Source organism: Streptomyces kanasensis (assembly GCF_043077165.1).
Taxonomy (GTDB): Bacteria; Actinomycetota; Actinomycetes; order Streptomycetales; family Streptomycetaceae; genus Streptomyces; species Streptomyces changanensis.
Map to the genome: position 1 here is coordinate 46,530 of NZ_JBIBSF010000009.1, position 25,042 is coordinate 71,571.

At 74.4% G+C, this 25,042-nt stretch carries 15 protein-coding genes; 13 read left to right on the forward strand and 2 right to left on the reverse strand.

Annotated elements, in window-relative coordinates; translation table 11 throughout:
- Nucleotides 1–262 precede the first annotated feature (262 nt).
- The 7 genes from ACF053_RS22020 (at nucleotide 263) to ACF053_RS22050 (ending at nucleotide 8,830) form a co-directional block, all read left to right on the forward strand.
- Nucleotides 263–1,426 (forward strand): mandelate racemase/muconate lactonizing enzyme family protein, encoded by a 1,164-nt coding sequence (locus tag ACF053_RS22020; protein ID WP_391955475.1) that lies wholly within the window; start codon nucleotides 263–265, stop codon nucleotides 1,424–1,426.
- A complete protein-coding gene (locus ACF053_RS22025; RefSeq protein WP_391955476.1) occupies nucleotides 1,423–2,469 on the forward strand; it encodes a zinc-dependent alcohol dehydrogenase in 1,047 nt (348 codons plus the stop codon). Before ACF053_RS22020 ends, ACF053_RS22025 begins: the two co-directional genes overlap by 4 nt.
- Nucleotides 2,470–2,673: 204 nt before the next feature.
- A complete protein-coding gene (locus ACF053_RS22030) occupies nucleotides 2,674–3,642 on the forward strand; it encodes a hypothetical protein (RefSeq protein ID WP_391955477.1) in 969 nt (322 codons plus the stop codon).
- Between the two features lie 3 nt (nucleotides 3,643–3,645).
- Entirely contained in the window at nucleotides 3,646–4,761 is a 1,116-nt protein-coding gene (chvE, locus tag ACF053_RS22035; RefSeq protein WP_391955478.1) for a multiple monosaccharide ABC transporter substrate-binding protein, read from the forward strand.
- Nucleotides 4,762–4,799: 38 nt separating this feature from the next.
- The gene (gene mmsA / locus ACF053_RS22040) at nucleotides 4,800–6,335 is read left to right on the forward strand and encodes a multiple monosaccharide ABC transporter ATP-binding protein (protein WP_391955479.1); all 1,536 of its coding nucleotides are present in this window, start codon (nucleotides 4,800–4,802) and stop codon (nucleotides 6,333–6,335) included.
- A gap of 9 nt (nucleotides 6,336–6,344) precedes the next feature.
- Nucleotides 6,345–7,577 carry a multiple monosaccharide ABC transporter permease gene (mmsB, locus tag ACF053_RS22045; RefSeq protein WP_391955480.1) on the forward strand — a complete coding sequence of 411 codons (1,233 nt, stop codon included), beginning with the start codon at nucleotides 6,345–6,347 and terminating at the stop codon, nucleotides 7,575–7,577.
- An 80-nt stretch (nucleotides 7,578–7,657) separates the two neighbouring features.
- The gene (locus tag ACF053_RS22050; RefSeq protein WP_391955481.1) at nucleotides 7,658–8,830 is read left to right on the forward strand and encodes an aldose epimerase family protein; all 1,173 of its coding nucleotides are present in this window, start codon (nucleotides 7,658–7,660) and stop codon (nucleotides 8,828–8,830) included.
- Nucleotides 8,831–8,932: 102 nt separating this feature from the next.
- Here the strand turns inward: ACF053_RS22050 and ACF053_RS22055 are convergent, their stop codons facing one another.
- A complete protein-coding gene (locus tag ACF053_RS22055; RefSeq protein ID WP_449336539.1) occupies nucleotides 8,933–10,996 on the reverse strand; it encodes a SpoIIE family protein phosphatase in 2,064 nt (687 codons plus the stop codon).
- A 273-nt stretch (nucleotides 10,997–11,269) separates the two neighbouring features.
- On the reverse strand, nucleotides 11,270–14,140 hold the full coding sequence (locus tag ACF053_RS22060) for a glycoside hydrolase family 3 C-terminal domain-containing protein (RefSeq protein WP_391955483.1): 2,871 nt from the start codon (nucleotides 14,138–14,140) through the stop codon (nucleotides 11,270–11,272).
- Between the two features lie 353 nt (nucleotides 14,141–14,493).
- Here ACF053_RS22060 and ACF053_RS22065 point away from each other — a divergent pair, with 353 nt between their 5' ends.
- The 6 genes from ACF053_RS22065 (at nucleotide 14,494) to ACF053_RS22090 (ending at nucleotide 25,011) form a co-directional block, all read left to right on the forward strand.
- Entirely contained in the window at nucleotides 14,494–16,185 is a 1,692-nt protein-coding gene (locus ACF053_RS22065; protein ID WP_391955484.1) for a Tat pathway signal sequence domain protein, read from the forward strand.
- A 259-nt stretch (nucleotides 16,186–16,444) separates the two neighbouring features.
- Nucleotides 16,445–17,419, forward strand: a complete 975-nt coding sequence (locus ACF053_RS22070) for an ABC transporter permease (protein WP_391955736.1) — start codon at nucleotides 16,445–16,447, stop codon at nucleotides 17,417–17,419.
- The gene (locus ACF053_RS22075) at nucleotides 17,419–18,333 is read left to right on the forward strand and encodes a carbohydrate ABC transporter permease (protein ID WP_391955485.1); all 915 of its coding nucleotides are present in this window, start codon (nucleotides 17,419–17,421) and stop codon (nucleotides 18,331–18,333) included. The genes ACF053_RS22070 and ACF053_RS22075 overlap by 1 nt, the downstream gene beginning before the upstream one ends.
- A gap of 131 nt (nucleotides 18,334–18,464) precedes the next feature.
- Nucleotides 18,465–20,702, forward strand: coding sequence for a WD40/YVTN/BNR-like repeat-containing protein (locus tag ACF053_RS22080; RefSeq protein WP_391955486.1), 2,238 nt, complete (start codon nucleotides 18,465–18,467; stop codon nucleotides 20,700–20,702).
- Nucleotides 20,702–22,675: a beta-galactosidase gene (locus ACF053_RS22085; RefSeq protein ID WP_391955487.1), complete on the forward strand. Its 1,974-nt coding sequence runs from the start codon at nucleotides 20,702–20,704 to the stop codon at nucleotides 22,673–22,675. The genes ACF053_RS22080 and ACF053_RS22085 overlap by 1 nt, the downstream gene beginning before the upstream one ends.
- A gap of 41 nt (nucleotides 22,676–22,716) precedes the next feature.
- On the forward strand, nucleotides 22,717–25,011 hold the full coding sequence (locus ACF053_RS22090) for a glycosyl hydrolase family 95 catalytic domain-containing protein (RefSeq protein ID WP_391955737.1): 2,295 nt from the start codon (nucleotides 22,717–22,719) through the stop codon (nucleotides 25,009–25,011).
- Nucleotides 25,012–25,042 lie beyond the last annotated feature (31 nt).

The following is a 25,042-nucleotide window of genomic DNA, read 5'->3' on the forward strand; positions in this document are numbered from 1 at the left end:
CCGGCCAGTGACCGGTATGACGAACACAGGCTACTCACGGCAGCGTTCGCGGGCAATGGCCGGACCGGCACGGGCACCGCCGCCCCGACCCGGCGGCTCGCACCGCCCCGACACCGCGCCGCCACCAGGAGTCGAACGACAGGGTGTGCGCGGCCCATTGACACCCCGTGCGGGGGCTGATTACGGTCACGCCACGATTTCGAACGTGTGACGAAATACCGAACACACGCAACGTACCGAACGGACCCTAGGGGCAAATACCGTGCGCATCACGGGAATCACCACTCATGTCGTCGGGACCCCCTGGCGCAACCTCACCTACGTACTCGTCCACACCGACGAGGGGCTGACCGGCGTCGGCGAGACGCGCATGCTCGGCCACACGGACGCCCTGCTCGGCTACCTGCGCGAGGCGGAGGTCAACCACATCGCGGGGTCGGACCCCTTCGCGGTGGAGGACCTCGTCCGGCGGATGAAGTACGGCGACTACGGCCGCGCCGGCGAGATCGTGATGTCCGGCATCGCGGTCATCGAGATGGCCTGCTGGGACATCAAGGGCAAGGCCCTCGGCGTCCCGGTGTGGCAGCTGCTGGGCGGCAAGGTCACCGACCGCGTCAAGGCGTACGCGAACGGCTGGTACACCACCGAGCGCACCCCGGAGGCGTACCACAAGGCCGCCGGGGAGGTCATGGCCCGCGGCTACCGGGCGCTGAAGATCGACCCGTTCGGCACCGGCCACCTCGAACTCGACGCCGAGCAGACCCGCTACGCGGTGTCGCTGATCGAGGCGGTGCGGGACGCGATCGGTCCCGACGCCGAGCTGATGGTGGAGATGCACGGCCGGTTCAGCCCGGCCACCGCCGTACGGCTCGCCAGGGAGCTGGCGCCGTACCACCCGGCCTGGCTGGAGGAGCCGGTCCCGCCGGAGAACCTCAAGGCGCTGGCGAAGTTCGCCGACAAGGTCGACGTGCCCGTGGCGACCGGCGAGCGGATCCACGACCGGATCGAGTTCCGGGAGCTGTTCGAGTCGCAGGCCGTCGACGTCATCCAGCCGGACCTGGGGCACATCGGCGGGATCCTGGAGACCCGCAAGCTCGCGGCGACCGCCGAGACGCACTACATGCTGGTCGCGCCGCACAACGTCGGCGGCAGCGTCCTCACCGCGGCGTCGCTCCAGCTCGCCGCCTGCACGCCCAACTTCAAGATCCTCGAGCACTTCAACGACTTCGCCGACGCGGAGATCAAGAAGGTCGTCAAGGGCGCGCCGCAGGTGGACCCGGAGACGGGCTGCTTCGAGGTGTCGCACGCACCGGGGTTGGGCGTCGAGCTGGACGTGGACGCGGCCGCCGAGTTCCCGCAGCAGCAGGCCCGGTTCGACCTGTGGGCCGAGGGCTGGGAGAAGCGCGCCCCCAAGGGCGGCAGGTGACCACGGAGGACCCCGCCGGTGGTGGGGACGCCGCCAGCAGGGCCGTCGTCGTCGACCGGCCGGGCGTCCACCGCCTGGTGCGGCGGGAGGTGCCCGTGCCGGGCCCGGGCGAGGTGCTGGTGCGCGTCGCCGCGGCCGGGATCTGCCTGAGCGACCGGGAGGTGCTCGACGGCCACCGCGCCGCCGGGTACGTCCGGTACCCCGTGACCCCCGGTCACGAGTGGGCCGGGACCGTGCTCGCCGTGGGCGACGGGGTCGACCCGGCGCTGGTGGGCCGGCGCACGGTGGCCGAGGGGTTCCGGGCGTGCGGCGCCTGCGAGCGGTGCCGGTGCGGCGAGACGAGCCTGTGCCTGGGCGGGTACGCCGAGACCGGGTTCACCGAGCCGGGCGCCTTCGCCGACCACCTGGTGGTGCCCGCGCGGCTGCTGCACCCGCTGCCCGACGACGCCGACCTGCGCGCCGCGGCCCTCCTGGAGCCGGCCGCGGTGGTCGCCGCGGCGGTGCGGGCGGGGCGGCCGCGGCCCGCGGAGCGGATCGCGGTGGTGGGCGCGGGCACCCTCGGGCTGCTCGCCGTGCAGCTGCTGGCCGCGACCTCCCCCGCCGAACTCGCCGTGATCGACCCGCGGGCGGCGCGCGCCGACGCGGCCCTGCGGTTCGGGGCCACGCGGTCGCTCGGGCCGGCCGGCGCCGACGCGCTGCACGGCCGGTACGACCTGGTGGTGGAGACCGCGGGCGCGCCCTCCACGGCGGCGTCCTCGTGCCTGCTGGCGCGGCGGGGCGGGCGGGTGGTGCTGACCGGGATGTTCACGGCCGGCGCGACCGGGATCGACCCGGTGCACCTGTCGGTGAGCCAGCTGGAGGTCCGCAGCGTCTTCGGCGCGTCCTCCGCAGCGTGGTCGGACGCGGTGCGCGCCTTCGCCCTCGGACTGCTGGATCCGGCGCCGCTCGTCACGCACGAGTTCCCGTTGGAGCGGTTCGGGGACGCGGTCGCCCTGGTGGGCGGCGGCGACCCCGCGACCGGGAAGGTGCTGTTGCGCCCCTGACCGGCACCCCGAACGCGTGGCGGTACGGGCGGCGCCCGGCCCCCGTACCGCCGCGTACCCATCGATCCGAATGACGTCCGACATACCGAACCGACCTGCCGGACGGCCCGCCCCGAACCGGCCCGCCGAACGACCCCCGCACCGGCCCGTCCGACGACCCGGTGCCGAACCGACCTGTCGCACGACCCGACCCCGAGGAGACCCGTGACTCCCCCGTCCGCCCCCCGCCGACCGGGCGCCGACGCGCTCGCCCGCATCGGCCACCCCTCCCCCGGCCCCGACCCGGCCGACGCCTCCCCGCACACCTTCCCCGACGGCGGGACGTGGCGCACCGAGATCCCCTCGGTGGAGGGGCCCGAGGCGCTCGCCGTGGTCCTGAAGGAGAGCGCGCGCCTCGACGTCCCCGTCCACCGGGTCAGCCAGGGCAGCGGCGTGTGGATGCTCACCGACGCCGAGATCACCGACATGGTCGAGTCCTGCGCGGCCCGCGACGTGGAGCTGTGCCTGTTCACCGGCCCGCGCGGCACCTGGGACATCGGCGCCGGCACACGCACCGACTCGGGCGGCGCGGGGCTGCGCGCCCGCGGCCACGACGCGCTGGCCGGCTGCGTCGAGGACGCCCTGCGGGCCACCGCGCTCGGCGTGCGCTGCCTGCTCGTCGCCGACGAGGGCGTGCTGTGGACACTGCACCGGCTGCGTGCCTCCGGCGGGCTGCCGGCCGACACCACCTTCAAGCTGTCCGCGCTCACCGGGCCCGTCAACCCGGCCGCGTACGCCGTGTACGAGCGGCTCGGCGCCGACTCCCTCAACGTGCCCTCCGACCTGACCCTCGACCACCTCACCGAGATCCGCCGGGTCAGCGGGGCGCCCATGGACATGTACGTGGAGGCCCCGGACGACCTCGGCGGCTACGTCCGCATGTACGAGGTGGCCGAACTGATCCGGCGGGGCGCGCCCCTGTACCTCAAGTTCGGGCTGAGCCGGTCGCCCGGCATCTACCCGTACGGTGCCCAGCTGCGCGACACCGCGCTCGCCACCGCGCGGGAGCGGGTCCGGCGCGGGCGCCTCGCCCTCGACCTGCTGGCCCGGCACGGCGCGGACGGCGGCATGTCGCCGCTCGGCGCCCGGCTGCCGGGCGAACTCCGGCGTTTCGCCGTCCCGGAAGGTGACTGACCCATGCGCACCCGCACAGCCCGCCTCGCGGGCGCCGCCCTCGCGGCGGCCCTGCTCTCCGTCTCCCTCACCGCCTGCGGCCAGGAGGCCCGGGGCGGCAGCCGCTACCAGCCGCCGGCCGGTGGGGGCGGCACCATCGGCCTGGCCATGCCGACGAAGGCGTCGGAGCGGTGGATCGCCGACGGCGAGAACATGGCGGAACAGTTCCGCAAGGCCGGTTACGCCACCGACCTGCAGTACGGCGACGACAAGGTCGAGAACCAGATCGCCCAGATCGAGAACATGATCACCAAGGGGCGGACGCTGCTGGTGGTCGCCGCGATCGACGGTTCCGCCCTCACCGAGGTGCTCCGGCGTGCCGAGGACGCGGGCATCCCGGTGATCGCCTACGACCGCCTCATCATGGGCACCGAACACGTCGACTACTACGCCTCGTTCGACAACGAACGCGTCGGCGAGCTGGAGGCGCGGTACATCGTCGACAAGCTGGAGCTCGGCCCGCCGGGCTCCGCCGGCAAGGCGTACAACATCGAGCTCTTCGCGGGCTCCCCGGACGACAACAACACCCGGTACTTCTGGAACGGCGCCATGAAGGTCCTCCAGCCGTACCTCACGAGCGGCCGGCTCGTCGTGCGCAGCGGGCAGACCCGCATGAACCAGGCGACCACCCTGCGCTGGGACGGCGGCACCGCCCAGAAGCGCATGGACGACCTGATCAGCAAGAACTACGGCGCGCAGCGGGTCGACGCGGTCCTCTCCCCTTACGACGGCATCTCGATCGGCGTCATCTCGGCCCTCAAGAGCGCCGGTTACGGCACGAAGAGCCGGCCGCTGCCCGTCGTCACGGGACAGGACGCCGAGCTGGCCTCCGTGAAGTCGATCATCCGGGGCGAGCAGACGCAGACCGTGTTCAAGGACACGCGCAAGCTGGCCGCGCAGGCGGTGAAGATGGGCGACGCCGTGCTCAACGGGAAGAAGCCCGAGGTCAACAACGTCAAGGACTACGACAACGGCAAGAAGATCGTGCCGTCGTTCCTGCTGAACCCCGTCAGCATCGACAAGTCCAACACCCGGCTCCTCGTCGACGAGGGGTACTTCACCGCCGGGCAGCTGAAGTGAGGCCGGGGACGGACGGGGCGGCGCCGCCCGTGCTGGAGATGCGCGGGATCACAAAGAGGTTCCCCGGCGTCACGGCCCTCTCGGGTGTGGACCTCACGGTGCGCGCCGGGGAGGTCCACGCGATCTGCGGAGAGAACGGCGCGGGCAAGTCGACGCTGATGAAGGTGGTCAGCGGCGTCCACCCGCACGGCTCGTACGAGGGTGAGATCCGCTTCGAGGGCGAGCCGGTGGCCTTCCGGGACATCCGGGCAAGTGAGCGCCACGGCATCGTGATCATCCACCAGGAACTGGCGCTCGTGCCCTACCTGTCGATCGCCGAGAACATCTTCCTCGGCAACGAGCGGGCCACGCGCGGCGTGATCGACTGGAACGGGACGCTGCGCCGGGCGGGCGCCCTGTTGCAGCGGGTGGGTCTGCGGGAGAAGCCGCAGACGCCCGTGGCGGAGATCGGCGTGGGCAAGCAGCAGCTCGTGGAGATCGCCAAGGCGCTGGCGAAGGAGGTGAAGCTGCTCGTCCTCGACGAGCCGACGGCCGCGCTCAACGACGAGGACAGCGCGAAGCTTCTCGACCTGGTCCTGGAGCTGCGCGACCAGGGCATCGCCTGCATCGTCATCTCGCACAAGCTGAACGAGGTCCGGCGCGTCGCCGACACGGTGACGATCCTGCGCGACGGACGCACCATCGAGACCCTGCCGGTGCGCGGGACGCCCGACGGCGGGTCCGGCCTCTCGGAGGACCGGATCATCCGGGGCATGGTCGGCCGCGACCTCGACCAGCGCTTCCCCGACCGCACGCCCTACGAGGGCGAGGACGCGGCCCGGGTCGCGCTGGACGTGCGGGGCTGGACGGTCCGCCACCCGGTGGACCACGAGCGCACGGTCGTCGACGACGTGTCGCTGACCGTGCGGCGCGGCGAGATCGTCGGCGTCGCGGGGCTGATGGGCGCGGGCCGCACGGAGCTCGCGATGTCCCTCTTCGGGCGCTCCTACGGCCGGTACGTTGCCGGCACGGTCGAGGTGGGCGGGCGCGAGGTGGTGGCGCGCAACGTGCCGGCCGCGATCGCGGCGGGCCTGGCGTACGTCACCGAGGACCGCAAGCAGTACGGCCTGAACCTCATCGACACCGTCAACCGGAACATCTCCCTCGCGTCCCTGCCCGGGATGCGGCGGCGCGGCGTCGTGGACGAGCACCACGAGCGGCAGGTCGCCGAGCGGTACCGCACCACCATGAACATCAAGGCTCCGACCGTCTTCGAGCAGGTGGGCCGGCTGTCCGGCGGCAACCAGCAGAAGGTCGTCCTCAGCAGGTGGATCCACGCCGACCCAGAGGTGCTGATCCTCGACGAGCCGACGCGCGGCATCGACGTCGGCGCCAAGTACGAGATCTACACCGTCATCGACCGGCTGGCGGCGCAGGGCAAGGCGGTGCTCCTGATCTCCTCCGAGCTCCCCGAGCTGCTCGGCATGTGCGACCGGATCTACACGATGGCCGAGGGCCGGCTGACCGGCGAGGTCGACCGCGCCGACGCCACCCAGGAAGTCCTGATGCGTCAGATGACCATGAACAGAAGCTGAGGCCCCGCCATGACCACCACGACCACCCCACCGAAGGACGCGGCGCCCGGCGCGGCGCCCGGCCAACCGTCGGCGCGCGAGGTCCTGTTGCGCGGGCTGCGCGGCAACATGCGCCAGTACGGCATGCTCATCGCCCTGGCCTCCATCGTCCTGCTGTTCCAGATCTGGACCGACGGCACGCTGCTGCTGCCGAACAACGTCTCCAACCTGGTCCAGCAGAACAGCTACATCCTCATCCTCGCCATGGGCATGATGATCGTCATCATCTCCGGGCACATCGACCTCTCCGTCGGCTCGCTCGTCGCCTTCGTCGGCGCCATGTCGGCCGTGATGATGGTCAAGCACGACATCCCCTGGGTGCCGGCCCTGCTCCTCGCGCTGCTCATCGGCGCGGTCGCGGGGGCCTGGCAGGGGTACTTCATCGCCTACCTCGGCATCCCGTCCTTCATCGTGACGCTCGCGGGCATGCTGCTCTTCCGCGGCCTGACCCAGATCGTGCTGGAGGGCCAGTCGATCGCGCCCTTCCCCGAGGGCTTCCAGAACCTCGCCAAGGGGTTCCTCCCGGAGATGGGGCCGTACACCCAGTACCACAACCCGACGCTGCTGCTGGGACTGGCCGCCGTCGTCGTCCTGCTGCTGCGCGAGTGGCGGGACCGCCGCCGGCAGCTCGCCTACGCGCTGGACGTGCCGCCGACCGGCGTGTGGATCCTCAAGTGCGTGGCGATCACCGCGGCGGTGGTGGCGTTCACCCTCACGCTGGCGTCCTTCCACGGCGTGCCCGTGGTGATGCTCATCATGTGCGCGCTGCTGATCGGCCTCGGCTTCGTGATGCGCAACGCCGTCGTCGGCCGCCACGTGTACGCCCTCGGCGGCAACAAGGCCGCCGCCAAGCTGTCCGGCGTCAAGGACAAGCGGGTCACCTTCCTCGTCTTCGTCAACATGGGCGTGCTGGCCGCCCTCGCGGGGTGCGTGTACGCGGCCCGGCTCAACGCCGGCACCCCGCAGGCGGGCCTCAACTTCGAACTGGAGGCCATCGCCGCGGCGTTCATCGGCGGCGCGTCCATGAGCGGCGGCGTCGGCACCGTGATGGGCGCCGTCATCGGCGGGCTCGTCCTCGGCGTGCTCAACAACGGCATGTCCCTGGTCGGCATCGGCACCGACTACCAGCAGGTCATCAAGGGCCTGGTGCTGCTGGCCGCCGTCGGTTTCGACGTGTGGAACAAGCGCAAGGCCGGCACGTGAGGCGCACCCCCGGTCCGGCCCCGCACGCCTCGTCCACCCCTTTCCCCTCTCCCTCCCCCTCTTCCTCGTCTGGAGCCGTGATGGACACGAACAGGCGCACCCTCCTGGCGGCCGCCGCCGCCGGCCTCACCGCGGTCGCCGCCCCCGGCACCGCCCACGCCCAGGCTCACGCCCAAGGCGACGGCGCCGGGGGCCGGCGGCCCGTGCGGGAGGTCTTCGGCACGCTCGCCGACGGCACGGTCGTCCACCGCTGGACGCTGGCCAACGGCGGCACCCGCATGCGCGTGCTGTCGTACGGCGGCATCGTCCAGTCGCTGGAACTGCCCGACCGGCACGGCCGGTACGCCAACGTCTCCCTGGGCTTCGACCGCCTGGAGGACTACGTGACCGCCAGCCCCTACTTCGGGGCGCTCATCGGCCGCTACGGCAACCGCGTCGCCGGCGGGCGCTTCACGCTCGACGGCCGCGAGCACCGGCTGTCGGTGAACGACGGGCCGAACAGCCTGCACGGCGGCGAGGCCGGCTTCGACAAGCGGGTGTGGGACGTCTCGCCGTTCAGCGGCCCGAACGGCGTCGGCCTGGTGCTGCGGTACGTGAGCGCGGACGGCGAGATGGGCTACCCGGGCCGGCTCGACACCACCGTCACGTACACCCTGACCGGTGACGGCGACTGGCGGATCGACTACGCGGCCACCACGGACCGGCCGACCGTCGTCAACCTGACCAACCACACCTACTTCAACCTGGCCGGCGAGGGCAGCGGGGACGTCCTCGGCCACGAGCTGCGGCTCGCCGCGTCCCGGTACACGCCGACCGACGCGACGCTGATCCCCACCGGGGAGCTGGCGCCGGTGGCGGGCACGCCGTTCGACTTCCGGCGCGCGGAGCGGATCGGCCGGCGGATACGCGAGGCGCACCCGCAGCTCGTGACGGCCAAGGGGTACGACCACAACTGGGTCCTCGACAAGGGGGCCACGCGCACCCCCGGGTACGCGGCGACCCTGCGCGACCCGGGGTCCGGGCGGACCATGCGGATCTCCACGACGGAGCCGGGGACGCAGTTCTACTCGGGGAACTTCCTGGACGGCACACTCGCCGGGCCCTCGGGACGCACCTACCGGCAGGGCGACGGGCTGTGCCTGGAGACCCAGCACTTCCCGGACTCGCCCAACAAGCCGCACTTCCCCTCGACGGTGCTCCGTCCGGGCGAGACGTACCGGTCGACGACGGTGCACGGCTTCTCGGCCCGGTGACGGTCGGCCGGTGACGGTCCGGCGTGCGGCGGCACGGCCCCCGGCGGGGCCGTGCCGCCGCGCCTGTGTGCGCGTGCGGGCGAGGACGGGGCGGGGGGGCCGTCACGGGTGCGTGCGCAGCAGGACCAGGGCCATGTCGTCGTTGCGCGGGGCGGTCCTGCAGGCGTGTTCCACGACCGCGTCGGCGAGGGCGTCCAGGTCCGTGGGGTCGCCGCGGCTGATCCGGGCGGCGAGGTCGGCGGTGGTCGTGTCGAAGTGCACGCCGGGGACCTCCACCAGCCCGTCCGTGAACAGGGCGAGCAGGGTGCCGGGCGGCAGGGGGACCTCCGTCTCGGGGTACGTGGCGGTGGCGTCGATGCCGAGGAGCAGGCCGGGCGGGACGTCCAGGCTCGCGGTGCGGCCGTCCGGGTGGCGGCACAGGGGCGGCGGGTGGCCCGCGGTGGCGAGGACGGCGCTGTGCCGGGCGAGGTCCAGGTGGGCGTAGAGGCAGCTGGTGAAGAGGCCCGGGTCCAGGTCGAGGAGGAGCCGGTTCGTGCGGGCGAGCACCTCGCCGGGCGGTGCCCCGGCGGTGGCGTGGACGGCGGTGCGGACCTGCCCCATGAGGGCGGCGGCGTCGACGTTGTGGCCCTGGACGTCCCCGATGGTCACCGCGCAGGTGGTGTCGCCGAGCCGGATGACGTCGTAGAAGTCGCCGCCGACGTCCATGCCGACGGCGGCGGGCAGGTAGCGGGCGGACACGTCGAGCCCGGACACCCGCGGCAGGCCGTGCGGCAGCAGCCCGGCCTGGAGGCTGTGGACCAGATCGTGCTTGGCGTCGTACAGCCGGGCCCGGTCCAGGGCCTGTGCGATCAGGCCCGCGAGGGAGCTGAGGACGGCCCGCTCCGGGGAGTGGAACCCGCGCGGCCGGTCGAAGCCGAGGACGAGGGAGCCGACCGGGCGGCCGGAGGCGATGAGCGGGACGAAGGCCCAGGCGCCCTCGGGGGTCCGCTCACCCGCCGACGGGTAGGCGGCGCGCAGCTCCTGGGCGCTCTGGAAGAACAGCGGGGTCCCCCCGGTGAAGGCCCGGACCTCCGGGGTGCCGGCGCCGACGGGGACGGAGTACAGCCGCTCGGCGAGGTCCGGGTCACAGCCGCTGTGGCCGACGAGCCGCAACCGGCCGTCCCCGGCGAGGAGCAGGGCGAGCGACCGCGCCCCCAGGGCGGGGGTCATCTGCTCGGCCGTCCGTTCGGCGACGTCCTGTACGCCGACGGCCTCGGTGAACATCGCCGCGAGGTGCATCAGGTGGTAGAGGGTGCCCGCCCGGCCCGGCACGCCGGGCGTCGCGGACCGCCGCCGGGCGGGCGCCCGCGCGGGCCGGGGCCGGGAGCCCGCCTCCGGGGCGTCGGGCAGCGGGATGACGCGGACGCTGATGCCGGTGGCGTCCGGGTGGAGGCGGAAGCGGAGCCGGTGGCCGGGCGGGCGCACGGCGGTGAACGCGGTGGTCTCCCGGCTGATGAGGGCCGCCCGGTAGCGGTCCTCGACGACGGGGGCGTCCAGCCACGGCAGCGCCTCCCAGGGGAAGGTGCCGACGAGCCGTTCCCGGGGCAGCCCCAGCAGCTCGGCGGCGGTCCGGGTGACGAAGGTGACGCGGCCGTCGAGGTCGAGGGCGCAGCTGCCGCCGGGGAGCCGGTCGGCAAAGGCGAGGGCGGCGGCGGTCTGCCCGGGGGCGGGGCCGGGCGCGTGGGCCACGAAGGGGTGCGGTCCCGGGAGCAGGGGGTCGCCGGCGCCGGCCGCCGTCCGCAGGACGTCCGCCATCCGCCCGGCCCCGGTCCGCAGCACCTCGGCCTCCTCCGGCGAGAGGGTCGGCGGATGACCGGCCGGCCAGAGCACGACCAGCCCGCCCCACGGGGTGCCGTCCGCGGTGAGGGGCAGGGCCGCGAGGGAGAAGCGGTACGGCAGGACCAGTCCGGGCCGGGGGTAGCGGCGGGCCATCTCCTCCTGGTCGCCCAGCCACACCAGCCGGGCCTGGGACACCGCGTCGGCGACGGGGACGGGATCACCGAGCGCCACCCGGGTCCACGGCGCGGCGATGTCGAGCGGGACACCGCTGAGGACGGCGAGGCGCAGGGTCCGGCCCTCCGGCGGCAGGAGGTACACCATGCCGACGGAGGCACCGGTCCGCTCCATGGCGGCCGTCAGGGCCGCGCCCAGCTCCCGCGTCTCCCGCCGTACGCTCCGCTCCACGCCTCCAGCCTGCCGTGCCCGGCGGAGGGCCGCAGTCCGGGCACGTCCCGGACGGCCGGACGCGCACGGCACGCGCCGGGCGGGACCGGGCCGGCACCGGGCACCGCACCGCACACGCCGGGCGGGACGGAGCCGACGCCCCGCGCCGCACCGCACACGCCGGGCGGGGCGGGGCCGACGCCGGGCGCGGACGGGCGGGCGGCGCCCGGCGCGCGGTCAGGCGTCCGCGGGGGTGAAGCGCAGCTCCGCGAGGCGTACGGACCCGGTGAGGGTGACGCGCAGGTCCCGCACACCGCGCAGCTCCCGCCCGTCGCCCGCCACGACCGGCAGGCGGTGGACGGCGTAGTCGTACGGCCCGCCGGGAACGGCCACCTCCAGGGAGACCGGGTCGGGGCCGTCCACGACGGCGAGGGCGACCGTGCCCGTGCCGGAGACCTCGACGGTGACCTCGCCGGTGCCGGCGCCGAGGTCGCAGGCACGGAAGAGCAGTTCGCCCGGGTGCGCGCCGCCGGGGGTGACGCAGTCGCCGGAGGTCCGGCTGCGGTCGGCGATGACCGTGCCGTGCTGCTCGTCGTAGTCGGCGGCGGCCAGGCCGCGGGTGAGGACGGGGCGGGGCGCCGGCGGCGGTCCGTCCACGCGGACCACGGTGTCGAGGCGGATGTCGGCGCTGGAGGCGCCGGCCTGGAAGGCGTACTCCCCCGCCGGCACGGTCCAGCGGCCGTGGGCGACGTCCCAGCAGCCGAGCGCGGTGACGGGCACGTCGAACGCGAGCCGGCGCGCCTCCCCGGGGGCGAGGTGGACGCGGCGGTGGGCGGCGAGTTCGCGGTGCGGCCGGGCGACGGCCGGGGCGAGGGCGCGGACGTACACCTGGGCCACCTCGTCGGACGCGACCGGTCCGGTGTTGGTGACGGTGAACGCCACGCGGAAGGCGTCCCCGCGGCGCTCGGCCGCGAGGTCGGCGTAGGCGAAGGACGTGTACGTCAGGCCGTGGCCGAAGGGGTGGAGGGGGCGGCCGTCGAAGTAGAGGTAGGTCTGGCGGCCGCCGATGACGTCGTAGTCCAGCAGGTCCGGCAGGTCGTCGTCGGCGGCGTACCAGGTCTGGGGCAGCCGGCCCGCCGGGGAGACGTCGCCGGCGAGGACGCGGGCGAGCGCGGTGCCCGCGGCCTGGCCGCCGTGGGCCGTCCACAGCAGGGCGGGCAGTGCGGCGGCGGCGTCGGGGACGGCGTAGGGATAGGAGGACGTGAGGACGAGGACGGTGCGCGGGTTGGCCGCGTGGGCGGCGCGCCACAGGCGGTCCTGGTCCGGGGGCAGGGCGAGGGTCGTGCGGTCCTCGGTCTCGCGGCCGTTGATGTGGGGGTCGTTGCCCGCGACGACGATGACGACGTCCGCGTCCGCCGCCGCCGCGGTGACCTCGTCCACGCCGCGGCGGACCGTCTCGACGGTGAAGGGGGTCGGGGGTTCCTCGTCCGCGGCGGCAACCTTCACGCCGTCGGCGGCGACATGGACGTGCCCACCGGTTCCGATGTGCCGAAGGAGGTGGCCGTCCCCGTGCGGTTCGAGCCGGAACGTCTCCTGGACGACCCAGCCGCCCGGCTGGTCGGCGGAGGCGCGCACCCACCGGTCGTCGGCGACGGAGAGGTGGCGCCCGTCGGGGGCGCGCAGCGTGAGGACGCCGCCGCCCCAGTCGGTGAGGGCGAACTCGCTGCCCCGGTCGTCGGTGGTGAGCGGCGGCAGGTCGGTGCGCCCGGCGAGGAGGGCCGGGTCGAGCGCGCCCCGCTCGGCGGGGTCGGGCCCGTCGGCGCCGGCGCCCTCGGGGACGCGCAGGAGGCCGGTGGCGCAGCGCAGGCGCACGGTGTCGACGCCCTCGGTGTGGGTGACGCGGTCGGCGCCGAAGCGGTCGCGCACGCCGTCGAGGGGGGTGGAGCGGTGGATCAGGGTGCCGCTGTACCAGTCGAGCTTGCAGGTGTCGGCGAGGGGACCGACGACGGCGACGCGGGGGCGGGCGGCCGGGTCGAGGGGGAGGGTGCCGTCGTTGGCGAGGAGCACGACGGCCTGTTCGGCGGCCTCCCGCGCCAGGGCCCGGTGCTCGGCGGTGTCGAAGGCGCGGGTGTCGGCGTACGGGTCGAGCTCGGGGTCGAACTCGCCGAGCGCGAAGCGCACGTGGAGCAGCCGGCGGACCGCGGCGTCGACGTCGGACGCGTCGATGAGGCCGCGGTCGAGGGCGCCGCGCACCCGGGCCGTGGTGGGCGTGCTGTCGGTGCCGTGGTCGGTGAAGCTGTCGACGCCGGCGCGCAGGGCGGCGGCGACGGCCTCCTCGTGGGTGTCGAGGTAGTGCTCGGTGTCGACGAGGTTGCTGGGCGCGCCGGCGTCGGAGCAGACCAGCAGTTCCTGGTCGGTCCAGGTGCGCAGGTGCTCGGCGAGGTACGGCGAGAGGTGGTTGGGGCGGCCGTTGACGAGGTTGTAGGCGGGCATGACGCCGGCGACGGCGCCCGCCTCGACGGCGGGGCGGAAGGCCCGCAGGTCGTACTCGTGCAGGACGCGGGGGCGCACGGAGGACGAGGTGGTGTCGCGGCGGGTCTCGTTGTTGTGGGCGAGCCAGTGCTTGAGGACCGGGGCGGTGCGCCAGTAGACGGGGTGGTCGCCGCGCAGCCCGCGGGTGTAGGCGGTGGCGATGGCGGAGGTGAGCGCGGGGTCCTCGGAGTAGCCCTCCTCGCCACGGCCCCACAGGGGGTTGCGCAGGAGGTTGACGGTGGGGGCCCAGACGTTGAGCCCGACCCGGTCGTCGTGGGCGCGCATGGCGCGCACCTCGGTGGAGACGGCCTCGCCGACGCGGCGGACGAGCTCCTCGTTCCAGGTGGCCCCCAGGCCGACGGCCTGCGGGAAGACGGTGGCGGGGCCCATCCAGGCGACGCCGTGCAGGGCCTCCTGGCCGGTGCGGAAGGCCGCGACGCCCAGGCGGTCCACGGCCGGTGCGAACTGGTGGAGCATCGCGATCCGCTCGTCGGGCGTGAGCCGCCCGAGCAGGTCGTCGACGCGCTTGCCGAACGGCAGCTGCGGGTCGCGGAAGGGCGGCCGGTCTGCGGTCACGTGGGGTTCCCCTTGTGGGTGTCCTGGAGCGGTCTTTCGAAGCGCTTCGATGCTGAGCGCCGTGACGCACAGGTGTCAAGACACACCCCGGCAACATCTCGATGGAGTACGGGAGCCATGGGAAGCAACGGGGTCTGCCGGGTCCGAGGAATCTTGCCGACCACCCTTGTGCGCCCGGATGCGTTCACTTAACCTCGCAGCAACATCGAAGCGCTTCGACTGAGGTGGCCGACTTTCGGCCGCGACGCGGCGGACCGCTTCGGCTCGGTCAGTTCCGCACGTCCCGTCTCAGACACCGCAGCCGACCGGCGGTCGCCGCCGGGTGTCCTGGCGCGCCACGAAGGGTTGACGCAATGACGCCGAACTCCCCCTCAGCCCGCACCTCCGGCCCCAGCCGCAGGAGCTTCCTCGCCTCGACGGCGGTCGCCGCCGCCGCGGTGGCGGGCGGGGTGCCCCTGCTCTCCGCGTGCGGGGGCGGCTCGCAGAGCGAGCGGAAGGACGGCGCCACCAGCGGGAAGGACGCCGAGAAGCTCCTGCCCACCTACGTGGCGCAGGACGTCGTGCGGCCGGACATCCCGGCGAGGAACGGGTCGGCCGCCGGCTTCACCAGCGCCCTCGCGGCGGCCCGGCTCAAGACCTCCGTCCCGGAGAAGCTCGGCAAGGGCGGCACGGTGCGGATCATGGCCCCGCTGTGGGGCTCGCCGCCCAAGAGCGACAACCCCTACTACCGGGCGATGGACGCCGCCATCGGCGTGCGGACGCGGTGGCAGAACCAGGACGGCAACACCTACGACGAGAAGCTCGGCGCCGTCCTGGCCTCCAGCGACATCCCGGACGTCGTCGTCGTGCCGGGCTGGAACCTCACCGGCAAGATCCCCAGCGCCGTCAACGCCAAGTTCGCCGACCTGGGCCCCTACCTGTCCGGCGACAAGGTCAAGGACTACCCGAACCTCGCCGCCGTGCCCACGGACGCCTGGCAGCGCTCCATCTTCGGCGGCGCCCTGCGCGGCATCCCGATGCCGGCCTCGTACGTCACCAACATCGCGCCGTACTACCGGCAGGACGTCTTCGAGGCGCGCGGCTACCGGGTGCCGAAGAGCGCCGACGAGTTCCTCGCCTGGGCGAAGGAGGCCACCAGCGCCAAGGCGAAGGTGTGGGCCTGCGACGACATGAAGTGGACGGCGTTCAACGTCTTCGGGGTCCTCCCGGGCAGCGACAAGGCGCTGTGGTGGAACCTGGTCGACGGCAAGCTCGTCAACCGGATCGAGACCGAGGAGTACCTCGAGGCCCTGGAGTGGGTGCGCAAGCTGTACGCGGCGAACGTCGTGCACCCCGACGCCCGCGCGCAGAACCAGGGCGACGCCGGCAACCGGTTCACCGCGGGCCAGGTCCTCGTCTACAACAACGACCTCTCCCACTGGTACGTCAAGAGCATCGAGCAGGCCGTCCAGAACCCGAAGTTCCGGATGGGCGCGATGGACGTCTTCGGCCACGACGGGTCGGCGCCGAAGCTCTACGCCCAGCAGCCGGCGAACATCTTCACCTTCGTCAGCGCGAAGGCCTCCGAGGCGGTCGTCCGGGACTTCCTGGCCGTCGCCAACTTCTGCGCGGCGCCCTACGGGACGAAGGAGCGGCTGCTCACCGACTACGGCGTCGAGGGCACCCACCACACGCTGCGCGACGGCATGCCGGTCAAGAACGACACCGGCCACCTCCAGGTGACGGGCGCGTTCGACCTGGTCGGCGACCCCGCCCCGTACAACGCCCGCCCCGACCGCCCGGACCTCGTCAAGGCGCAGGTGGAGTGGCAGCAGCGGATGGGCGCCTTCACGACGAAGACCTCCTTCTACGGGCTGACGGTCACCGAGCCCGGCCGCTGGACCAACCTCGCGGACGACTTCGAGCAGCTGGAGGACGACGTCGTGCGGGGCCGCAAGAAGATCGGCGACGTCCAGCAGGCCGTGTCGGAGTGGAAGAGCAAGGGCGGCGACAAGCTGCGCGACTGGTACCGGAAGCTCCTCGACGACACCGGTGCCGCCAGCTGATCCACCTCCCGGCCCACCGTCGACGGTTCGACGACAGACCGACAGACCGACACGCAAGGAGAGAACCGTGTCGCAGCACCGCACGGTACCCGGCGCCGACTCCGGCCGGGACGGCGCCGCACCGGAGGGGACGCCGTCCCGCGGGCCGGCCGCCCGCGACCCCGCCCCCGACGCCGCCTTGCCCGCCCGGGCCGCGGCCGCCGTCGCGCAGGCCGGTCCGCCGGCGGGCGGCCCCCGCGGCACCGGGATCGCCGCCGGCATGGCGACCGGGAAGGCGGCCGGGAAGGCGGCCGGGGGCCGGGGGCGCAAGCTGCCCCTGCGGGTCCGGTTCCGGCGCGACCGGACGCTCGTGCTGATGACGCTGCCGGCCCTGCTGCTGGTCGCGGTCTTCCACTACGTCCCCGTGCTCGGCAACGTCGTGGCCTTCCAGGACTACGACCCCTACCTCAGCGAGAACGGCTTCGCCGCGATGCTGGAGAGCCCGTGGATCGGGCTGGAGAACTTCGACCGGATCCTCGCCGACTCGGCGTTCTGGCGGGCGGTGGAGAACACCCTGGTGCTCTTCCTCCTCCAGCTGGTGCTCTTCTTCCCGGTGCCGATCGTGCTGGCGCTGCTGATCAACAGCATCGTCCGGCCGCGGGTGCGGGCGGTCGCCCAGGCGATCGTGTACCTGCCCCACTTCTTCTCGTGGGTGCTGGTCATCACCGTCTTCCAGCAGATCTTCGGCGGCGCGGGCATCATCGCGCAGACGCTGCGGCAGTACGGCGTCGAGGGCTTCGACCTGATGACCGACCCGGGGATCTTCAAGTTCCTGGTGACCTCCGAGGGCGTCTGGAAGGACGCCGGCTGGGGGGTCATCGTCTTCCTCGCCGCGCTCTCCGCGGTCAGCCAGGACCTGTACGAGGCGGCCGCCATGGACGGCGCCGGGCGGTGGCGGCGGATGTGGCACGTGACGCTGCCCGCGCTGCGCCCGGTGATCGCCCTGCTGCTGGTGCTGCGCGTCGGCGACGCGCTCACCGTGGGATTCGAGCAGTTGCTGCTGCAACGGGACGCCGTGGGTCCGGACGCCGCCGAGGTGCTGGACACGTACGTGTGGTGGAACGGCATCCGCAACCAGGACTTCGGCTACGCGGCCGCCGCGGGCCTCGTCAAGGGCGTCGTCGGCGTGGGACTGGTCCTCACGGCCAACAAGATCGCCCACCTCATGGGCGAGCAGGGGGTGTACCGGAAGTGATGCCGGCACTGCGCAGGGGGTGGGCGGCGACGCCCCGCCCCGTGTGGGAGGAGGAGCCCCGCAAGGCGGGGCTCGCGGCCAAGGGGATCGTGCTGGCCGGGGCGTGCCTCGCGGTCCTCTTCCCGCTGTGGATCGTCGTCGTCACCAGCCTGTCGTCCCGTCGGACGATCACGGAGGCCGGGGGTCTCGTCGTCATCCCGAGGGACGTCACGTTCATCGCGTACCAGGAGCTGCTCAGCGGCGGTCAGGTGCAGCGGGCGGCGCTGGTCAGCGTGGGCGTCACCGTCGTCGGCACCCTGTTCAGCATGGCGGTGTCGGTGCTGTGCGCCTACGGGCTGTCGCGGTCGGGGTCGCTGGGGCACCGCTGGATCCTGATGGCGCTGCTGGCGACGATGTTCTTCGGCGCCGGGCTGATCCCGACGTACCTGCTGGTGCAGGCGCTGGGGCTGACCGACACGTACGCGGCGCTGATCCTGCCGAGTGCGGTGAGCGTCTTCAACATCCTGGTGCTGCGGGCGTTCTTCATGAACATCTCTCAGGAGCTCGTCGACAGCGCGCGCATCGACGGGGCGGGCGACTTCCGGATCCTCTGGCAGATCGTCATGCCGCTGTCCCGGGCGGTCATCGCGGTGATCGCGCTGTTCTACGCGGTCGGGTACTGGAGCGCGTGGTTCAACGCCTCCATCTACCTGACCGACCAGGACATGATGCCGCTGCAGAACGTCATGATCCAGATCGTGCAGAAGCAGGAGCCGCCGACCGGCCTGGCCCAGATGATCAGGACCAACCAGCTGTCGCCGCTCTCCGTGCAGATGGCCGTCATGGTGCTGGCGCTCCTACCGGTCGCCGTCGCGTCGCCGTTCGTCCAGAAGCACTTCAAGAAGGGCATGCTGACCGGCGCGATCAAGGGCTGAGCCGGGGCCGCCCCCGCCCCCCTTCGGCCCGCTCCGCCCCCTCGGCCCGCCCCTCCCCCACCCGGCCCGGCGGACGCCGCCCCCGCGGGGCCCTTCCCCACCCCACCTCCCCCCAGAGATCGAGGCGTGTCATGTGTCCCTCCCCGCTCAGCCGGCGGTCCGTCCTCGCCGGCGGGGCCGCCACCGCGGCGCTCGCCGCCGTGTCCGGCCCCGCCCCCGCCCACGCCGTCCCGACCTCCCCCGGCGCCGCCCCGGCCACCGCCCCCACGGCCGGCACGGCGGGCGCGGCGGCCGGCAGGGCGCCGTACCGCTGGCGCACCGCGGTGATCGGCGGCACCGGCTTCGTCACGGGCGTGCTCTTCCACCCGCGGGTGCGCGGCCTGGCCTACGCGCGGACGGACATCGGCGGCGCCTACCGGTGGGACGACCGCACGGCCCGGTGGACGCCGCTCACCGACCACCTGGGCTGGGACGACTGGAACCTGCTGGGCGTCGAGGCGATGGCCGTCGACCCCGCCCACCCCGACCGGCTGTACCTGGCGCTCGGCACGTACACGCAGCCGTGGTCCGGCAACGGGGCGGTGCTGCGCTCCGACGACCGGGGCGCCACGTGGGCCAGGACCGACCTCGACGTGAAGCTCGGCGCCAACGAGGACGGGCGGGGCACCGGCGAGCGGCTGCTGGTCGACCCGCGCGACCCGGCCACGCTGTGGCTGGGCACCCGCCACGACGGCCTGCTGGTCTCCCGTGACCGCGGCGCCACCTGGTCGGCGGCGCCCTTCCCGGCGACGCCGTCCGCGACGGGGCAGGGCGTCACCCTGCTGGTCGCGGCGGGCCGCACGGTGTACGCCGGCTGGGGCGACGGCGACGGCGCCCTCTACCGCACCACGGCCGGCGGCGGCTGGGAGGCGGTGCCGGGCCGGCCGGGCGGCCCGTCCGCCCGGGTGCCGGTCCGCGCCGCGTACGACGCGGGGGCCCGCGCCCTGTACGTGACGTACGCGGACGCCCCGGGCCCCAACGGCCAGGCGGACGGGTCCGTGCACCGGTTCGACACGGCCAGCGGCACCTGGACCGACGTGACGCCGGTCCGGCCGGGGCCCGGGGACACGTTCGGGTACGGCGGCGCGGCGACCGACCCGCGCCGCCCCGGCACGGTCGTCGTCTCCACCAACAACCGCTGGGGGCAGGTGGACACGCTGTTCCGGTCCACGGACGGTGGCGCGACCTGGACGTCGCTGAAGGACTCCGCCGTCCTCGACGTCACCGAGACGCCCTTCCTGGAGTGGGGCGGTCAGGGGCCCAAGTTCGGCTGGTGGATCCAGGCGCTGGCGCTCGACCCGTTCGACTCCCGGCACATCGTCTTCGGCACCGGCGCCACCCTGTACGGCACCCGGGACCTGCGCCGGTGGGCGCCGGAGGTGCGCGGCCTGGAGGAGAGCTCCGTCCGCCAGCTGGTGTCGCCGCCGCGCGGCCGGGCGCACCTGCTGAGCGGGCTGGGCGACATCGGCGTGATGTACCACGAGCGGCTGACGGCCTCCCCCTCGCGGGGCATGGCCGCGAACCCGGTCTTCGGCACCGCGACCGGCCTGTCCCTGGCGCCGCTGCGGCCGGAGTACGTGGTGCGCGCGGGCTGGGGCGACGGCGGGAACGGCGCGTACTCCACGGACGGCGGCCGGACGTGGGCGCCGTTCGCCGGCCAGCCCGCCGTCGCCGCCACCGCGCCCGGACCGATCGCGGCCGGCGCCGACGGCCGGGTGCTGCTGTGGTCGTTCACGCACGGGGACGGCACCCGGCACCCCACGCACCGCTCCACCGACGGCGGCGCCCACTGGGCCGAGGTCGCGACCTTCCCGAAGGGGGCCGTCCCGGTGGCCGACCCGGCCGATCCGCGCCGCTTCTACGCCTACGACACCGCCGCGGGCACCGTGTACGTCAGCACGGACGGCGGGGCCACCTTCACGGCGGGCGCGACCGGGCTGCCCGCCGGGGACGTCCAGTACCGGATCGCCGCCGCGCCGGGGCGCCGGGGCGACCTGTGGCTGTCCGCCAAGGAGCACGGCCTGTTCCGCTCCACGGACGGCGGGCGCGCCTTCACCCGCGTGGCCGGCTGCCGGGCGTCGTACGCGCTCGGCTTCGGCAAGGCGGCGCCCCGCGGCGACGGCTACCCGGCCGTCTTCCAGACGGGCACGGTCGGCGACGTCACCGGCGTGTACCGGTCGGACGACGCCGGGCGCGGCTGGGTGCGGATCAACGACGACGCGCACCAGTGGGGGTGGACCGGCGAGGTCGTCACCGGTGACCCGCGCGTCCACGGCAGGGTCTACCTCGGCACGAACGGCCGCGGCGTCCAGTACGGGGACCCCGTCTGATGCCCGCGCTCGGCGACGCCACCCGGGGCCGGATCCTCTTCGGCGGCGACTACAACCCGGAACAGTGGCCCGAGGAGACCTGGGCCGACGACGTCCGGCTGATGCGGGACGCCGGCGTCAACTCGGTGACCGTCGGCGTCTTCTCCTGGGCGCGGATCGAACCCCGCCCGGGAGTGCGCGACTTCGGTTGGCTCGACCGGCTGACACAGCTGCTGCACTCCCACGACATCGGTGTGGTGCTGGCCACGCCGACCGCCTCGCCCCCGCCGTGGATGGGCGCCCGGCACCCCGACACGCTCCCGCGCGACGAGGAAGGGCGGACCGTGTGGTGGGGGTCCCGCCAGCACTTCTGCCCCAGCTCGCCCACCTACCGGGCGTACGCGACCGCGATCACCGAGGACCTGGCGGCGCGCTACGGCGACCATCCGGCGCTCACCCTGTGGCACGTCAACAACGAGTACTGCACGTTCTGCTGGTGCGACGCCACCGCGCGCCACTTCCGCCGCTGGCTCGAGGCCCGGTACGGCACGGTGGACGCGCTCAACGAGGCGTGGGGCACGGCGTTCTGGTCGCAGCGGTACGACACGTGGGACGAGGTGATCCCGCCGCGCCGCGCCCAGTACCTGCGCAACCCGGCGCACCTGCTGGACTTCCGCCGGTTCACCTCGGACGCGCTGCTGGAGTGCTACGCGGCGGAGCGCGACATCGTCGCCCGCCACTCCCCGCACGTGCCGGTCACGACGAACTTCATGCCGTTCTGGACGGGCCAGGACGCCTGGCGGTGGGCCGCCGAGGAGGACGCCGTCTCGGTCGACGTGTACCCCGACCCGAAGGACCCGCTCGGCGGCCAGTACAACGCGATGATCGGCGACATGACCCGCTCCCAGGCGCGCGGGCCGTGGATGGTGATGGAGCAGGCGGCGGGCCCGGTCAACTGGCGGGGCGTCAACCACCCGAAGCCGCGCGGCCTGAACCGGCTGCACTCCCTGCAGGCCGTGGCGCGCGGCGCGGACGCCGTCTGCTACTTCCAGTGGCGGCAGTCCCGGCAGGGGGCGGAGAAGTTCCATTCGGGGATGGTGTCGCACGCCGGTGAGCACGGCCGCACCTTCGGGGAGGTCAAGCGGATCGGCGCCGAGCTGGCCGCCCTCGGACCGCGGGTCGCGGGCACGCGGGTCGCGTCGGACGTCGCGGTGCTCCACGACTGGCACGCGTGGTGGGCCGTCGAGCAGGAGGGCCGGCCCTCGCGGGAGGTCGCGTACCCGGAGGTGGTGCGGGCCTGGCACCGGGCCCTGTGGGAGGCCGGGTTCACCGCGGACTTCGCCCACCCCGAGCACGACCTGGGCGGCTACCGCGTGGTGGTCGTGCCCCAGCTGTACCTGCTGACCGACGCGGCCGTCGACAACCTCGTCGCGTACGCGGCCGGGGGCGGCACCCTGGTGTGCGGGTTCCTCACCGGGGTGGCCGACGAGGACGACCGGGTCCGGCCGGGCGGCATGGACGCGCGGCTGCGCGCCCTGTTCGGGATCGGCACCCTGCACGAGTGGTGGCCGCTGGACCGGGACGAGACGGTCGCGTGCGACGGCTTCGCGGGCACCCTGTGGTCGGAGGAGCTGGAGGCCCCGGACGCCGAGGTGGTGGCCGCGTACCGGGACGGGGAGCTGGCGGGCCTGCCGGCGGTGCTGCGCCGGGGCCGCGCCTGGTACCTGTCGACCCTCCCGGAGCCCGCCGCGCTGCGCGACCTGCTGGCGCGGATCGCCGACGGCGCCGGGGTGCGGCCGGTCCTCGACGGGCTGCCCGCGGGGGTGGAGGCGGTCCGGCGCGGCGACCTGCTGTTCGTCCTCAACCACGGGCGGACACCGGTCGAGGTGCCGGTGCCCGGGGAATACCGGGAGCTGCCGGCGGGGACGCCGGTCACCGGGACGCTCGCCCTGGAGCGGTACGGGGTGGCGGTGCTCCGCGAGGGGGCCGCGTGACGGGCGGCACCCTCGCGGACGGCGCCCCTGCGGACGGCTCCGTGAGGGGCGGCGGGGGGCCGGTGCACGGCACGTGGGAGCCGGAGCCGGCGGCACGGTGGGAGGACGCGTTCCTCGCCGGCAACGGCCGCCACGGCGCCCTGGTGTTCGGCGACCCGGCCGACGACCGGCTCGTCGTGACGCACCACACGCTCGTCCGCCCGGTGCCGCGGGACGACACGCTGCCGCCCCGGCTGGCGTCGGAGCTGGAGGGGCTGCGGGACCGGCTGCTGGCCGGGGACACCACGGCAGGGGAGGCGTTCACGGACGGGCGCGAGCTGCGCTGGGTGGGGGCGTTCCACCCGGCCTTCGCGGTACGCCTGCGACGCTCAGGTCCCGACGGGGCGGACCCGGCCGGCGGGGCGGACCCGGCCGGCGGGGTGCGGGGCGGGCCGGCGGGGTACCGGCGTGACGTCGACTTCGCGACCGGCGTGGTCCGGGCGGAGTGCGCCGGACGCGCGAGCCGGTCGTTCGTCTCGCGCGCCGACGACGTGATCGTCCAGTACGTCACCGGTGCCCCGCTCGACGCCCACATCACCCTCGACCCGCGCCTCCCCGGCGCGCCGGCGGGGCTGGCCGTCGACCGGGGCACCGTACCGGCGCCGGACGGCGCGCTCCTCACCCTGCGGGCCCGCCACCCCGGCGGTGAGGAGTCCTTCACCGGTGTCACGCTCGTCGTCGCGGCCGGCGGGGCGACGGCGGTCGACGGCGGCGGCGTCCGTGTGACCGGCGCCCGGGAGGCGCTGCTGCTCACCCGGGTGCGCCGGCACACCGGCGACGCCGACGTCCGCGGGGTGGCGGCCGCGCTGCGCGCCCTGCTCACCGCGGACGCCTCCCCGGGGGACACCTCCCCGGAGGGCAGGTCACCGGGGGAGGCGTACCGGCGGCTGCTCGCCCGGCACGAGTCCGCGCACCGCACCGCCTACGAGCGCGTGGCCCTGGACCTCGGGGGGCTCCCGGAGGAACGGGCCCTCCCCGGAAGCGCCCTGCTCCGCCGGCCGCGGAGCGCGGCGCTGCTGGAGCGGCTCTTCGCGGCCGGGCGGTACCACCTGCTGTCGTCGAGCGGGATGCTGCCGCCGCGCCTGGTGGGCCTGTGGACGGGCGACTGGGACACGGCCTGGTCGGGGGCGTTCACCACCAACGCCAACCTGAACCTCCAGACGGCTTCGGCCGCGGCCGCCGCGCTGCCCGAGGTGACGGAGGCCCACGCGGCGCTCGTGTACGGGCAGCTGCCGGACTGGCGCGACAACGCCCGCGAGGTGTTCGGGACGCGCGGGGTCGTCGCGCCGTCCCACACGGACGGCACGTCGGGGCACGCGTACCACTTCCAGCGCGACTACCCGCTGCACGTGTGGACGGCCGGCGCGGACTGGCTGCTGGTGCCGCTCGTCGAGCACGCCGAGACCACCGGGGCGACCGACCCGCGCCTGGTGGCGGCCCTCGCCGAAGTGGCCCGGTTCTACGAGGACTTCCTCACCCGCACCGGCCCCGACGGCAAGGTCGTCGTCGTGCCGTCCTACTCGCCGGAGAACCGCCCGGCCAACGCGGGCTGGGTCACCCTCGACGCCACCATGGACATCGCCGCCGCCCGGCACGCGCTGACGACCGCCGCCGCCCACCTGCCCGACGAAGCGGACCGGTTGCGCGCCCTCGCCGCGCGCCTGCCCGACTACCGGATCAACGACGACGGGGCGCTCGCCGAGTGGGCGTGGCCCGGGCTCGCCGACCGCTACGACCACCGCCACCTCAGCCACCTCTACCCGGTCTGGCCGCTGCACGAGATCACCCCGTACGACACCCCGGCCCTGGCGCGGGCCGCGCACCGGGCCCTGGAGCTGCGGGGCCCGGAGAACGACTCGGCCCACGGCCACCTCCACCACGCCCTGGTCGCCGCGCGGCTGCGGGACGGCGACCGGGCGGCGGCCGCGCTGGGGCGGGTGCTGCGCGGCGACTTCTTCCACGCGTCGCTGATGAGCGCGCACTACCCGGGCCGCGACGTGTACAACGCCGACGCCGCGCACGCCCTGCCCGCCCTGCTGGTCGAGCTGCTGGTGCAGTCGACGCCGGAGCGCCTCGTGCTGCTGCCGGCGCTGCCCGAGGGGTGGACGCGGGGCGCGCTGAGCGGCGTGCGCACGCGGTGCGGCGCCCGCGTGGACCTGGAGTGGCGCGACGGCACCTGCACCGCCTCGATCCGGCCGTCCAGGTCGGCGCGGATCGACCTCCGCACCCCCGCCGGCGGGCAGCCACTGGAGCTGACCGCCGGCGAGGACCTGGTGCTCACGCTGCGCACCGGGTGACCCCATCCCCACCCCATCCCCCCACCCATGG